This window comes from Bacillus sp. D48C, assembly GCF_053345735.1.
The window spans coordinates 190,776-204,902 of record NZ_JBKFAQ010000011.1; the positions used below are offsets into that span (position 1 = coordinate 190,776).

12 protein-coding genes are annotated in these 14,127 nt (G+C 35.2%); 8 read left to right on the forward strand and 4 right to left on the reverse strand.

Annotated elements, in window-relative coordinates; translation table 11 throughout:
• The first annotated feature begins 79 nt into the window (after positions 1–79).
• From gerLA to ACLBXA_RS23260, 4 genes are read left to right on the forward strand one after another with little or no spacing between them, the layout of a single operon-like run.
• Positions 80–1,558: a spore germination protein GerLA gene (gerLA, locus tag ACLBXA_RS23245; protein WP_003309092.1), complete on the forward strand. Its 1,479-nt coding sequence runs from the start codon at positions 80–82 to the stop codon at positions 1,556–1,558.
• A complete protein-coding gene (gerLB, locus tag ACLBXA_RS23250) occupies positions 1,559–2,683 on the forward strand; it encodes a spore germination protein GerLB (protein ID WP_000802019.1) in 1,125 nt (374 codons plus the stop codon).
• Positions 2,667–3,833, forward strand: a complete 1,167-nt coding sequence (gerLC, locus tag ACLBXA_RS23255) for a spore germination protein GerLC (protein ID WP_000681639.1) — start codon at positions 2,667–2,669, stop codon at positions 3,831–3,833. The genes gerLB and gerLC overlap by 17 nt, the downstream gene beginning before the upstream one ends.
• An 11-nt stretch (positions 3,834–3,844) precedes the next feature.
• On the forward strand, positions 3,845–3,982 hold the full coding sequence (locus ACLBXA_RS23260; protein ID WP_000493991.1) for a hypothetical protein: 138 nt from the start codon (positions 3,845–3,847) through the stop codon (positions 3,980–3,982).
• 62 nt (positions 3,983–4,044) lie between these two features.
• Here the strand turns inward: ACLBXA_RS23260 and ACLBXA_RS23265 are convergent, their stop codons facing one another.
• From ACLBXA_RS23265 to ACLBXA_RS23275, 3 genes are read right to left on the reverse strand one after another with little or no spacing between them, the layout of a single operon-like run.
• The gene (locus tag ACLBXA_RS23265; RefSeq protein ID WP_000443621.1) at positions 4,045–5,445 is read right to left on the reverse strand and encodes a nucleoside recognition domain-containing protein; all 1,401 of its coding nucleotides are present in this window, start codon (positions 5,443–5,445) and stop codon (positions 4,045–4,047) included.
• Positions 5,423–6,145, reverse strand: a complete 723-nt coding sequence (locus ACLBXA_RS23270; protein WP_000033874.1) for a FeoB small GTPase domain-containing protein — start codon at positions 6,143–6,145, stop codon at positions 5,423–5,425. The genes ACLBXA_RS23265 and ACLBXA_RS23270 overlap by 23 nt, the downstream gene beginning before the upstream one ends.
• Positions 6,142–6,399, reverse strand: a complete 258-nt coding sequence (locus tag ACLBXA_RS23275; protein ID WP_000252988.1) for a FeoA family protein — start codon at positions 6,397–6,399, stop codon at positions 6,142–6,144. Before ACLBXA_RS23275 ends, ACLBXA_RS23270 begins: the two co-directional genes overlap by 4 nt.
• A 509-nt stretch (positions 6,400–6,908) precedes the next feature.
• On the opposite strand from ACLBXA_RS23275, the gene ACLBXA_RS23280 reads away from it, so the two are divergent.
• The 4 genes from ACLBXA_RS23280 to ACLBXA_RS23295 all read left to right on the forward strand — a co-directional run bounded on the left by ACLBXA_RS23280 (position 6,909) and on the right by ACLBXA_RS23295 (position 10,356).
• A complete protein-coding gene (locus tag ACLBXA_RS23280) occupies positions 6,909–7,811 on the forward strand; it encodes a phosphate ABC transporter substrate-binding protein PstS family protein (protein WP_000245111.1) in 903 nt (300 codons plus the stop codon).
• A 70-nt stretch (positions 7,812–7,881) separates the two neighbouring features.
• Complete coding sequence (pstC, locus tag ACLBXA_RS23285) at positions 7,882–8,772, forward strand: phosphate ABC transporter permease subunit PstC (protein WP_000676676.1); 891 nt, start codon at positions 7,882–7,884, stop codon at positions 8,770–8,772.
• Between the two features lie 2 nt (positions 8,773–8,774).
• Entirely contained in the window at positions 8,775–9,695 is a 921-nt protein-coding gene (gene pstA, locus ACLBXA_RS23290) for a phosphate ABC transporter permease PstA (protein WP_000994151.1), read from the forward strand.
• A 136-nt stretch (positions 9,696–9,831) separates the two neighbouring features.
• A complete protein-coding gene (locus tag ACLBXA_RS23295) occupies positions 9,832–10,356 on the forward strand; it encodes an AAA family ATPase (RefSeq protein ID WP_000465748.1) in 525 nt (174 codons plus the stop codon).
• A gap of 44 nt (positions 10,357–10,400) precedes the next feature.
• Here the strand turns inward: ACLBXA_RS23295 and ACLBXA_RS23300 are convergent, their stop codons facing one another.
• Complete coding sequence (locus ACLBXA_RS23300; RefSeq protein ID WP_447617548.1) at positions 10,401–13,445, reverse strand: efflux RND transporter permease subunit; 3,045 nt, start codon at positions 13,443–13,445, stop codon at positions 10,401–10,403.
• Positions 13,446–14,127 lie beyond the last annotated feature (682 nt).

Below are 14,127 nucleotides of genomic sequence, written 5' to 3' on the forward strand. Positions count from 1 at the left end.
GAAAAGAGATAGCTCTTTTTTGTATATATTTTCTTCTATTAGCGGAATCTAACTAAAAACTTGTTGAAAAGGAAGTTAGGTGGGGAAATTGTTAGAGCTTGAAGGTAACTTATTTGAAGTTATGAAAGAAATTAGGGATGAGTTAGGTTCACCTAATGATTTAACAATTAGAGAAGTTGCTCTTGCTGGGAGTTTTACACGTTGTGCGGTTGTGTTTTTATGTGGATTAACAGACAAGGATAATGTTTATAAATATGTCGTTCGTACGCTGCAATACGAAGAAATTCCAAGTGAGGAAGCCGTTGTTCAAACGTTATTGGATCGTTTTATTTCTATCGCAGAAGTGGGTGTAAAGACGAAGTTTCCAGACATTATGAATGCGATTTTAGCGGGAGATACGGTTATATTAATTGATAATATTCAAACGGCTATCGTGATTAATAGTAGAGCTTGGGAAAAAAGAAGTTTAGAACCACCAGTAACTGAAGATTTAATACGTGGACCGAGGATCGGATTAAATGAAGATATTAATGTGAATAAAATGTTAATCCGACGTAGTTTACGTGATCCAAAGTTGAGGTTCCAATCTTATATTATGGGGAAGCGATCGCAGAAAGAAGTAACCCTAGTATATATAGAAGATATTATTAATCCTCACATTGTAAAAGAGTTGGATCGCCGTCTTCAATCAATAGTGACAGATGTCGTTTTGGAAACAGGTACGATTGAACAATTAATTCAGGATAATAATTTATCCCCATTTCCACAGTTTTTGAATACAGAGAGGCCTGATAATATTATAGCCTCATTAGCGAAAGGAAAGGCAGCCATTTTGGTAGACGGATCCCCATTTGCTCTTATTGCGCCACTCGTATTTGTTGATATTTTTCAATCTGTAGAAGATCATTACGAGCGCTGGGTGATTGGAACGTTATTACGATTTTTACGTATGGGTTCAGGTATAATTGCGGTTTTGTTACCAGCTATGTATGTAGCACTTGTATCTTACCATCAAGGACTTATTCCTTCTAAACTGGCTTATTCAATTGCAGGTGCTAGGGAAGGTGTTCCGTTTCCAGCGTATATTGAAACGTTAATGATGGCCTTGACTATGGAATTAATACGAGAAGCTGGAATCCGATTGCCGAAACCGATGGGACAAACGATAGGGATTGTAGGAGGTCTTGTAATTGGAGAAGCTGCGGTAAATGCAGGGATTGTAAATCCATTTTTAGTTATTATTATTGCAGTTACTGCGATTGCTACATTTTCGCTTCCTGTATATAGCATTACAATTACGTTCCGAATTTTACTTTTCGTCTTTGTATTAGCTGCAACGGCTTTTGGTTTGTATGGGATTATTCTAGCTCTGATCGCACTTGCTATTCATATTACAAATTTAACAAGCGTTGGTATACCGTATACAACTCCAATTGCTCCTGCATTTTATAAAGATTGGAAAGAAGAATTTATTCGCATGCCAAAATCGATGTTGAAAGATAGACCAGAGTACTTACAAACAAAAGATTCTACAATACGTCCAAAGGAGCGAAAATAATTGAAACCATTTGAGTATGGCGATGAAGAGATTGGATCTCGGGAAATTGGGTTTGCGGTATCATCGACCATTATTGGTATAGGAGCATTGTCTATGCCAAGAGATATCGCTAACCAAACTTTATTTTCGGACGGTTGGATTATTTTGCTTTTGGGTGGATTGATCTGTACAGTTTTAGGTTGGTTTGTGACGAGGGTGGCGATCTTATTTCCGAAACAAAATTTTGTTCAATATACGAGTGCGCATTTGACGAAGCCTGTTGCATACACAATTAGTAGTATTTTAGTATTAACGTTTGCTGCTTTGACAGCATATGAATCGCGAATGATTTCAATTATTTCTCAAACGTATTTATTTAGTGATACACCGATACAACTACTGTCTTTCTTCTTCTTGCTAGTTGTTATTTATGGAATAGCAGGATCAAGAGCAGCCTTATTAAGGTTAAATGTTTTATTCTTACCTATTGTTTTAATTGCGATAGTACTTCTTTCTTTATTGAATATAAATTTAATGGAAATAAATAATTTACTACCAGCTTTTCAAACGAAAGTAAGTCAATATGCTGTTGGAGTTAAAAATTCTATTTTTACGTTTATTGGATTTGAAGTAGCTTTATTTTATGCGGTGTTGCTGAATGATAAGTCAGCGAAAAAAGCGCCAATGGCAGTCGCGAAAGCGGTGATGGTAAACGTGTTGTCATACATTTTAATTTATGTAACTTGTATTAGTGTTTTTACGTATATGACCACACGTGGATTGACATATCCAACAATTGAATTAGGGAAAGAAATTGAAATTGGCGGAGGGTTTTTAGAAAGGTTCGATGCGATTTTTTTTACGACTTGGATTATTACTATTTATAACACTACAGCAATGTATTATGACGTCGCATCTTTATTGTTTTGTGCTATGTTTCCGAAAGTGAAGAAACATATTTTTATTTTCGTAAGTGCCCCTATTATTTTTATGGCGAATATGATACCTAGTAGTTTGAATGCTTTATCAAGTTATGGGACTTATTTAGCTTGGATAGATATGGGGTTTGTTGTGTTAGCGCCTTTGCTCGTTTTAATTGTATATAAAATAAAAAGAAGGAATGGTGGAAATGAAACACCTTCTTAAAATTATAATGGTTATGACTTTAACTGGATTTATGAGTGGGTGTTCTGAGTTAGAAGAGATAGAAGAAAGAGGATTTGTAGTAGGAGCGGCTTATGATATCGTGAAGGAGAAGAAAGCGAATCCAATTATGAAAGGGACGTATCAAATGGTACTTCCTAGTAAGTTAGCGCAGCAAGGTGGACAAGGTGATGGAGATGGCGAAAATTATATTAATGTTAGTGCGAAAGCAGATAGTGTGTTTGAACAAATAAGAATAATCGCTAAAAAAATTAGTCGTACATTATTTTTCCCTCATATACAAGTGATTATTTTCTCTGAAGAATTACTTTCACATCCATACATTTTACAAAATACGTTAGATGTATATATTCGCGATCATGAAATGAGAAGAAATATTCGTTTGTTTGTTTCAAAGAAAAATGCAGAATCTATTTTAAAACAGAGTGCAAAACCTGAAAATTTACCGGCGCAGTATATTGATATGTTAGCTGAACACCCTCCGAAAAATGCCCAAATGATTGAGGCTGCAAGAATTGGTGAGGTACAGGAAAAGATGATCTCTAACCGGAGTTTTGTATTACCTATTCTTGAACTAACAAAACAAGGGGTGCAAATGGACGGTGCAGCATTGTTTCGTGGAAAGGATAATAAGTGTGTAGGCAACTTGAGTGGGGAAGAAACATTAGGGATGAATTATATAATAGGTAAAAAAATTGGAGGTTTTTTTACCATTCGTAAAAAGGATCAACTTATTACATATGAAATTCATAAGTTGCGTCGAAAAATTAAAGTATCTACAACGAATGCTACAAAACCAAAGTTTAATATTCATTTATCTCTGGAAGGTACAATAGCTGAGTTGCATTTTAGTGATCATAAAAAGGTTTTGAATGAAAAGCGTTTAGAGAAGGATATATCGGAAGAAATGGAGAAGCGTATTCAAAAATCAATTAAACTTGTTCAAAAAAAATATAAGGTAGATGTATTAGAGTTAGGGGAAGTGTATAAGCGACATAATTATAAAGAGTGGAAAAAGGTAAGTAAGAATTGGGATCAAGGCGAAAATTACTTTAGTAAAGCTGAAATTACTGTTCATGTTCACCCGACGATTGAGCATTCAGGCTCGGCTTTACCTAAAAGAGTGAAATAAGGTGATGTAAGTTGTTTACGGGTTTAGGGATTAGTTGCACGATATTAATGGCAGTTCTTCCAGGAGCTATATATTTTATTCATAAAAAACTCACAACGTATGGAGCACAGCCGTGGAATACTGATGTACAAAAAAAGAAACCTGAATGATTTTCAGGTTTCTTTCGTGCAAAGCAAACGTGAAGGGGGATACCTTCTATGTATGCTTTGCTTTATACAAGCCCTAACCAATGTACCAATTGTGTAGAGAGGAATGTAACAACAATGGCGATAACGGTAGGGATTGCAAACGATAAGAATGTCCATTTTGCACTTTTTGTTTCTTTATATATGTTAACCAATGTTGTTCCACACGGGAAATGAAGAAGTGAGAACAACATTGTGTTTAACGCTGTTAACCAAGTCCAACCATTTTCTAGGAATAGATTTTTAATTTGATTAAAATCATCTATTTCAGTTAAAGCCCCAGTTGATAAGTAAGACATTAATAAAATTGGGATTACAATTTCATTAGCGGGTAGTCCAAGAATGAATGCAGCTAGAATAAACCCGTCAAGTCCTAACATTTTAGCAAATGGATCTAGGAAGTTTACAAAATACATAAGTAAGCTTGTGTCACCGATAAAAATGTTAGCAAGTAACCAAGTTAATGCAGCTGCAGGGGCAGCAACAACTATAGCTCGTTTTAAAACATAGATTGATTTATCGAGTGTTGCGCGAACAATTGTATTCCAAACTTTTGGCTTGCGGTACGGAGGTAACTCAAGTGTGTAGTGAGTTGGAACCCCTTTTAAGGCTGTTTTTGATAGTACCCAAGAAACAGTTAATGTCATAATAACACCAATTACAACCATTCCAACTACAACGCCAGCAGTAACCAATGTTTGCATACTGCCTGTATAACCAGCAGCCATAAATAGTGAAGCCATTAAAATTAACATAGGCCAGCGACCGTTACAAGGAACGAAGTTGTTCGTTAAAATTGCTAGCATACGTTCACGTGGTGATTCAATGATACGTGTTGACATAATGGCTGCTGCATTACAACCAAATCCCATTGCCATTGTTAAAGATTGTTTCCCGTGTGCGCCGGATCGTTTGAATAAGCGGTCCATATTAAACGCGACACGTGGTAAGTATCCGTAGTTTTCTAGTAGCGCGAACATAGGGAAAAAGATTGCCATAGGTGGTAACATAACGCTAATAACAGCTCCGATACCACGGAATAAACCAAGTATTAAAATGCCATGTAACCATTCAGGTGCATGCGCTGCTTGGAACCAAGATGTTAAATATCCTTCGGCCCATCCGAAGAATTCGGCAATCATATCAGATGGTACGTTAGCGCCTGCGATTGTAAGATAAAAAATAATAGATAAAATACCGAGCATAATTGGGAATCCCCAGATTGGAGATGTGAAAATTTTATCTAGTTTTTCGGAACGATATAATTTATCAGTATTTGTATATTGGACGGATTCTTTACATATGCTTGCAGATGTTCGGTAAATATCTCCGACTATATCATCTCGTATATCTTCATTTGAAAGTGTTTGTGCATGTTGAATAATATAGTCTAATGGAAGAGCTTTACTGGCTGAGTGAGATTCCATTAATTATGACCTCCCTTACAAGTGGTTCATTATGGTGTTTTTGAAGTGTAGTTAAGAAATTTTTATCTCCATCCAATATACGTAACGCAATCCAACGTGCTGGATACGTATCACCGAACACCTTATAAATTTGTGGTTCTAATTCTTGAATCATATTTTCGACTTTTTCGCTGTAAGTAATTTTAATTGGTGTTGGAATTAGTTTTTTATTTGATACTTTTGCAATAACATTTAGTAAATGACCAATGCCTACTCGGTTACGTGCTGAAATTTTAACTACAGGTACACCAAGTGATTTTGCTAATTTTTTTTCATCAATAACAATACCTTTTTTCTCGGCTTCATCAATTAAGTTAATGCAAATGACTACGTTGTTTGTCATTTCCATCACTTGGAGTGCTAAATTTAAATTTCTTTCCATAGCAGTTGCGTCTAGGACAACTACAGTTACTTCTGGTTTTTCAAATATAATATAATCCCTCGCCACTTCTTCGTCCGCGGAATTTGAGTATAATGAGTAAGTTCCAGGTAAATCTATTAATGTATAAGTACTTCCGTTATGTTCATATTCTCCTTCAGCTTTTAAAACAGTTTTTCCTGTCCAATTTCCAGTATGTTGTTTTAAACCTGTCAAAGTATTAAATAATGTACTTTTCCCGGTATTCGGGTTGCCAGCTAAAGCAATACGATGTTTGCTCATCTGAAATCATCTCCTATTAATACCCCGAAAATAAGGGAACTTTCTTCTTTTCGCAGTGCAATAGTTGTGTTGCTCACTTGATAGGCGACCGGATCTCCAAGTGGACTGCGTTGCAATACTTTAATCGTTGCCCCAGGGATAAATCCCAAATCTAATAAACGTCGTTTCATAGTTCCTTCTAATTGTATCTTCTCAATTTGTACAAATTCCCCTGTTTTAAAATCGGAAAGGGGTTTAGTATTAGCCGATACCATAAAAGTTACCTCTTCTCTATATTGTTAGTGTTAGTTCAAAAAGTTTCCTTAGGTAAACTTTTTGTTAGTAATATAGTAGACTACATTGGATGATGCTGTCAATTAGTACTTTAAAAATATTCATTTAATTTTAGAATTGTTCCAATTTATTTAGTTGTACTAAAAAATATTACTGAAATTCTTTTTAATGTGCATAAATTAGGCGTGTAAAAGTTACAAAATACAGCGGAATTGTAAATATAACTTTAACTAAAAGGGAAAAAGAGAGAAAAACATTTACATTGAATTTACATTGTTAAGAATAAATTTACATTACAGCATAGTTAGTGTGGTTTTTGTTGGATTCTTTAACTGTAAATGTTGGGATTCATAGATTTTAAGGGTTATTATCGTCATTTACTTAAAATTAAAAATTGCTTAACACTCACATAATATTGTTGTCCTACAATGAATTTGTGTTCGAAAGAAAATGAATTCGAAAAGTGATAATCCAAATGGGGGTACAAGACATGGTTATGAAAAAAGGTATTAAATTCTCTTTAGCAGCTTTAGTGGTAGCAGGAGCATTAGTTGGGTGTGGAAAAGCAGAAGATACAACTAGTAAAGAAACTGCTAAAGGAAGCGATAATACAAAACAAGAATTATCGGGTACGATTGCAGCAGCTGGTTCTACAGCTCTTCTACCTCTTGCGGAGGAAGCTGGAAAGAAATTCATGGAGAAAAATTCAAAAGTTTCTATTCAAGTTCAAGGTGGCGGTAGTGGAACTGGGATTAACCAAGTAGCATCTGGTGCAGTGCAAATTGGTAATTCAGATGTTCCGTCCGGAGATAAAATAAAAGATGCTGAAAAGGCGAAAGAATTAGTAGATAACAAGGTAGCGGGTATTGCATTCGCTCTTGTTGTAAATAAAGATGTAAAAGTTGATAACTTAACAGTGCAACAAGTACAAGATATCTTCACTGGAAAAGTAACAAACTGGAAAGAAGTAGGCGGAAAAGATGAAAAAATCAACGTAATTAATCGTCCAGCTTCATCTGGTACACGTGCTACATTCGAAAAAACAATTATGAAAGACGCAAAAATCAATGATGGAACTGGAACAACACAAGATTCTAACGGTGCAGTAGAGCAAGCTATCAATTCTACTCCAGGTTCAGTAAGCTATTTAGCAATGTCTTACATGGTGGGTGATAAAAAAGGTGCACTGCAAACAGTGAAAATTGATGGTGCTGATCCAAAAGTTGAAAACATTGCGTCTGGTAAATATCCATTCTGGTCTTACGAGTATATGGTAACAAAAGGTGAAGCGAAAGAAGCAACAAAAGCTTACATCGATTATGTAAAAGGTAAAGACTTTGAAAAGCAAGTAGAAGATATGGGCTACATTCCAATGTCTAAATTAAATAAGTAATCAAATTTATGGGGCTGGCTGCAAGGCCAGTCCTGTTCATTTCAATCTGTGAAGTGGGGTCTGTCCTGTGATGAAGGGGAAAAAACAAATTAATTACGTGAAAAGTGAATATATAGGAAGATCACTTGTTACGTTTTGTGGTATTTTTATTGTTTTAATTACATTAGCTATTATTGCGTTTATTTGTGGCAAAGGAATTCAATCTTTTACACAAAGTGGTATCTCGTTTACTGAGATGTTAACATCGACAAAATGGAATCCAAATGCTGATCAAGGATCTTTTGGGGCTTTAATTTTTATTGTAGGTTCAACAGTGGTTTCGTTAGGTGCGGTTATTATTAGTGCACCAATTGCTATAGCTCTGGCTATATTCATGAATTTAATTTCGCCGAAGTTTGGAAATAAAGTATTGAAGCCTGTTTTAGAATTATTAGTCGGTATTCCGTCAGTAGTATACGGATTATTAGGGGTTACGATTTTAGTTCCGTTATTACGTGATTCGTTCGGGGGAGTGGGCTTTAGTTTAATTGCGGGTATCGTTGTATTAAGTATTATGATTTTACCTACTATTGCTAGTATCGCTTCTGATGCAATACGCTCTGTTCCATTTGATTATTTAGAAGCTTCTTATGGCCTAGGATCAACGAAATGGCAAGCAATTAGCCGAGTGATTGTTCCTGCTGCGAAAAAAGGAATTTTAACAGGTGTTGTTTTAGGTTTAGCGCGAGCTTTTGGTGAAGCGCTAGCCGTTCAAATGGTAATCGGGAATACGATTAAATTACCAGAAGGAATATATAGTCCGACAGCAACGTTAACTGGTATTTTGACAATGGACATGACAAATACATTGAATGGAACTGCTTGGAATAATGCGCTATGGACTTTAGCGATGATTTTACTTGTTATTTCATTCCTGTTTATTTTAGTAATTCGAGCGATTGGGCAAAGAGGTGAGCGATAATAATGAATGCAAGAACGGTAAATAAAGTTTGGACGGGTATCTTTTATGCGGTTGCGGCTTTGGTCGTAGCTATGCTAGTGTTCTTAGTGTTTGAAATTTTACAAAAGGGATGGGGTTTTTGGGATCCTAATTTCTTGTTTGGAGAACCAAGTAATACAAGAGCTGGTGGTGGGATTGGTCCGCAGTTATTCAATTCATTCTACATGCTTGTTATAACGCTTATTATATCTATTCCTCTTGGACTAGGTGCTGGAATATATTTAGCAGAGTATGCAAAACAAGGGCGCTTTTTAAATTTTGTTCGTTTATGCATTGAGACAATGGCGTCTTTACCATCTATTGTTGTTGGTTTATTTGGTTTGTTAGTGTTCGTTACAATGACAGGCTGGGGATACACAGTAATGGGTGGTGCTCTTGCTTTAACTATTTTAAACTTACCAGGTTTAACACGTGTTTGTGAAAATGCTATTTCAGAAGTGCCTCATAATGTAAAAGAGGCAAGTCTTGGATTAGGTGCAACAAAGTGGCAAACAATCGTTCGTATTATTATCCCATCGTCATTACCGCAAATTATTACAGGGATTATTTTAGCGGCGGGTCGTATATTTGGGGAAGCGGCAGCATTAATTTACACAGCGGGTTTAACATCTCCGATTTTAAATTCAGCAGCGGACTTCTCGAGTCCTGCGCATCCTTTAAATCCGTTTAGACCAGCTGAAACGTTAGCAGTCCATATTTGGAAGTTAAATTCTGAAGGGTTTATTCCAGATGCGAAGTTGATTGCGACAAAATCTGCAGCTGTATTAATTATTATGGTATTACTATTCAATGTCATTTCACGCTTGATAGCATCTGTATTGCATAAGCGCTTTACAGGAACGAAAAGAAAAAGTAAAACGACGAAGAAGATAAAAGCGGCATAAGTTACAAAGGAGAACTCTCTATTTATAAGTGGAGGGTTCTTTTTGCATTTTAATATAGAAGGAAAAGGTATAGCGATTGTTGAATTTGTAATTCGTTATATAGATAAAGAGGTGAAAATGAGGGAGTGGATTTAATTTGTTTTTTCTGCAAATGTCAGGTTTTCCAGGGGCGGGAAAATCCACAGTTTCTAAGTATATAGCGAAGTTAACAGGTGCTATAATTGTAGATCATGACGTTTTGAAATCAGCATTGTTAAAATCACTAGAAGTGAAAGGTATTGAATCAACGATAGTTGGTGGACTTGCATATGATGCTGAATGGGCATTGATTGATTCTTATTTAGAACAAGGGCATAGTGTTATATTGGATAGTCCATGTTTATATGAGGGAATGGTTGAAAAAGGGATTAAATTATCAAATAAACATGGTGTGAAATATAAATATATTGAGTGTTATCTTAATGATATGGAAGAGATTAATGCGAGACTGCAAACACGTAAGCGTATGATTAGTCAAATTGAAAAAGTGAGGTCGGAAGTAGGTTTTAAAAAGTGGTTAAATGGTAGTAAGAAACCTTTAAATAGTGAATATCTTATTGTGGATTCTAGTGAACCTCTAGAGCGGTATGCGGAAAACATGATAGATTATATGAGTAGATAGAGAAAAGGCGTTATCTTCATTCGTGAAGATAACGCCTTTTGGTTTTAAATATCGGGTGTTTCTGTAGAAGTGCTTATTTTTCTACGGGAGCGCCTTTTTTTTCCGATTTTATCTAATAGTTCATACATAACTGGAACGACTACTAATGTAAGAACAGTTGAGACTGTTAAACCACCGATGACAACTACGGCTAAACTTTTTGATACCATACTTCCTGCTTGCGATTGACCGAATAAGAGTGGTAGCATAGCGACGATTGTTGTTATAGCCGTCATAATAATTGGACGTAGTCTAGTAGAACCTGCTTCCAGTAAGGCTTCTCTCGTTTCCAGTCCGTGTTCCCGATTTTGTTGGACCCTTTCTATTAATACAATAGCGTTTGTAACGACAATCCCAATTAACATTAATGCACCGATCAAGGAATTTACATCAACAGGTGTTCGTGAAATGATTAATCCTAAAATACCACCGACAGCAGCTAACGGCAAGGAGAATAGGATTGCAAAAGGAGCACGTGCTTGCCCGAAGGTGATAACCATAATTAAATATACAATCCCGATTGCGATCCCCATAATTTTGAATAAATCTGTAAAATTCTCTTGCATAGATTCAGTAGCTCCTGCGATATTTACTTTTGAACCGCTAGGTAAATCTAAGTCAGTTATCGCTTTATTTACTGCTTTGTTTACTTTACTCAAATCTTCATTTGAAGCTTCGGCGGTAATTTGAATTGTTTCTTTTCCGTCTTTATGGAAAATTTCTGTTTGCGTTTGTTTTTCTGAAATAGTTGCGATGTCTTTTAAAGGAATTGGTCCATTAATAGGTGATAGTATGTTTGTATTTAAAATATCTTCTTGTTTAGTAATGTTTTCCTTTTTATGTTCTATCATAATAGTAGTTTTTTCATTATTAATTGTAATTTCGCCAATAGGTGACTTCTTCATAAGGAATGCTACTTGTTGCGCAGCTATTTCTGGTGTTAAACCTAGTTGTTCAGCCTTTGTTTGATCAATATGAATTTGCCATTCTTTCTTAGAGTCTTCTAAATTCGTTTTTACTTTAGAAAGATCATCCATGCTTTTTAGTTTTGTTTCAACGATAGTAGCCGCCTCTTTTAAATCTGCTTCGTTAGTAGCTGTTACGTTAAATTGTAAGTTGTTGCCGCCACCAGAGCTTGAATAACTTGTTTTTATATAATCAAGTTCAGCAGGTTCAAAAGTTTTATTTTCCTTTTTTAACTCTTTAATATATTGATCAATATCAGAACCTTTTTTAAAGACTACAAATATACTAGCAAGGTTATTTTTAGTTGTTTGCCCCCATTGTGCATCTTCTGCGCTAGATCCCATTCGTAAAATAACGTCTGTTACATCTGAATTAGAAAGTAATTTCTTTTCGAAATCGAATGCTTTTTGTTTTTGAGCTTCAGCATTATAATCGGCTGGAAATGTCATGTTAATAGATAACATTGTGTCGTCCTCAGATTTTATGTTTGCTTTCGGTAGTAATATATAGGCTGCAATTGATCCTGCAAATAATAAAAATGCAGTAAGTAGAATAATGAATTTATGAGAAAGAGACCACTTTAAGGTAGCAACATATCGTGATGAAGAACTTGGCTTTCGATGCTTTGTTTTTTTGAGTAGTAAAAAAGCCATAAGTGGAACAACTGTTAGTGCAACGATTAAGGATGATAGAATAGAATATACAACTGCTAATACCATAGGTAACATTAATTTTCCGATTGCTCCTGATACGAGGCCGATAGGTAAAAAAACAGCGACCGTTGTTAAAGTAGAAGAAGTAATTGCGACGGCGACCTCTTTCGTTGCATCAAGAATAATATTTTTAGAGAAAGAATCTTTTTGTAAACGGCGGAAAATATTCTCGATGACAACGATACTATCATCGACGAGACGTCCAACCGCAACAGCTAAACCACCAAGGGTTAAAATGTTAAGTGTGATGTTAGATTGATGTAGTAAAAAGAGTGTTAATAAAATAGATAATGGAATACTGACAACAGCGATGAGTGTTGTTCGGAAGTTACGTAAAAAGATTAAGATAATTAGAGTTGCAGCGATTGCTCCAAGTATTACTTCTTTTCCCATGCTAGTAACAGCATTTTCAACTTGTTCATGGGTTGAAGCCAAAAGTTTAATAGAAAATTGATCTTTATATTCCTTATTTATCTCTTTAACTTTTTTATCAATCTCTTTTCCGATGGCAACTGCATTTTTACTCGGTTCTTTCATGATGATTAACCCTGTGCCTTCTTCGCCGTTTATATGTGAGATTGTATCGTAGTGTTGTTTGATTTTGATTTGAGCAATGTCTTGTAATTTCACTTGGGGTGCCACAGTGATGTTTTTAATGTCATTTACATTTTTTATGTCCCCGATGACGCGGAGGTTGTATTCTTCCTGATTAACAGTAATTGCCCCGGCTGGAGTAGAAGTTTCTTTTCCTTGTAAAACAGTTAGTACCTGCTGTGATGTTACGTTTTTGTTTTTTAATTGGTTCGGATCAAGTACGATAGATAATTCAGAGGTTGATTTTCCGAAAAACATAACGTTGGCAACACCATCAATGTTTTCGAGTTGTGGTACGATTTCTTTTTCAATTTGTTTTTCATCTGCTTTTGAAAAACCGTTTTGTTTCTGGATAGTAATTTGGGCGAGTGGAATCATAGAAGTGTTTAATTGACTAACTACGGGCTTGGTTACATCTTTAGGTAATTTAATTGTATTGACGGCTTTTTCGACTTCGCGTGCTGCATCTTTCATGTTTGCTTTTGATGTATATGCAATGTCGATACGTGATAATCCCTCGTGCGTAGAAGAAGTGATGGTATCGATATGTTCCAAATTACGAAATTGTTTTTCGAGAGGGTCAGTTACGTCTTTTGTCATCGTTTCAGCGTCAAGTCCCTGAGATAAGGTTGTGACGGTGATTGCTGGATTATCGATACTTGGCAAAAATTCCATAGGTAATTTAGAGCCGGAATAAACACCGAGTATGGAAATGAGAAAAACCATGATGATAATGGCGGAGCGGTTTTTTAATGAAAACTTTGTTAACCTATCCATAAAATAATTCCTCCATTGCTTTATTTATAGTTGAATACGTCCTTTCTTACTATATAACAAAAAATGGATATCTTTCATTAATTAAATGTAAAAAAATTCTAATAATATTCTTAAGTTTATATTTGCGTTGGAATGTTGTTATTTGTAGGGAATTAAATTTTTGAATGGGAAGGAAGGGATTAATGCGTTTGGTTGGCTATTTAATTGGGATGTAATTTTTTCTTACGACTAATTTATATCGCTATTCTATAGAAGGATAATTATTATAAATTTTTATATAGAAGAGAATGAAAATCTGGGAAGGTATTGTGAAATGCAATTTGGTTGAATGAAGTGTAGTAGTATACAATCAGAATAACTATTTTTAGTAGAAAGGATAACAGTTCTTTTTATAGAAAAAGTAGGATAGATAATTTTTTTGTGTTTTTTATAAAAAACACTTGTTATTTAAAAAACATGATGGTATATTAATAAACGTCGCTGATGCGGAAACGCAGAAAAACGACAAAAAATAAATTTTAAAACTTAGTTGACATCGAAAAATGAAGATGTTAATATGATGAAGTCGCTTCTGAAGCGGTGGACAAGTTCTTTGAAAACTGAACGAAACAAACAACGTGAAACGTCAATTTTTATTTTTAGATGCTAGACAAACTAACTTTATTGGAGAGTTTGATCCTGG

What these genes read in the sequence shown, in the direction of transcription:
- pstC (WP_000676676.1), top strand. Translation starts at nt 7,882, where the DNA reads ATGAAGGGGAAAAAACAAATTAATTACGTGAAAAGTGAATATATAGGA.
- ACLBXA_RS23265 (WP_000443621.1), bottom strand. Translation starts at nt 5,445, where the DNA reads ATGGAATCTCACTCAGCCAGTAAAGCTCTTCCATTAGACTATATTATT.
- ACLBXA_RS23300 (WP_447617548.1), bottom strand. Translation starts at nt 13,445, where the DNA reads ATGGATAGGTTAACAAAGTTTTCATTAAAAAACCGCTCCGCCATTATC.
- ACLBXA_RS23280 (WP_000245111.1), top strand. Translation starts at nt 6,909, where the DNA reads ATGGTTATGAAAAAAGGTATTAAATTCTCTTTAGCAGCTTTAGTGGTA.
- ACLBXA_RS23275 (WP_000252988.1), bottom strand. Translation starts at nt 6,399, where the DNA reads ATGGTATCGGCTAATACTAAACCCCTTTCCGATTTTAAAACAGGGGAA.
- pstA (WP_000994151.1), top strand. Translation starts at nt 8,775, where the DNA reads ATGAATGCAAGAACGGTAAATAAAGTTTGGACGGGTATCTTTTATGCG.
- gerLC (WP_000681639.1), top strand. Translation starts at nt 2,667, where the DNA reads ATGAAACACCTTCTTAAAATTATAATGGTTATGACTTTAACTGGATTT.
- ACLBXA_RS23270 (WP_000033874.1), bottom strand. Translation starts at nt 6,145, where the DNA reads ATGAGCAAACATCGTATTGCTTTAGCTGGCAACCCGAATACCGGGAAA.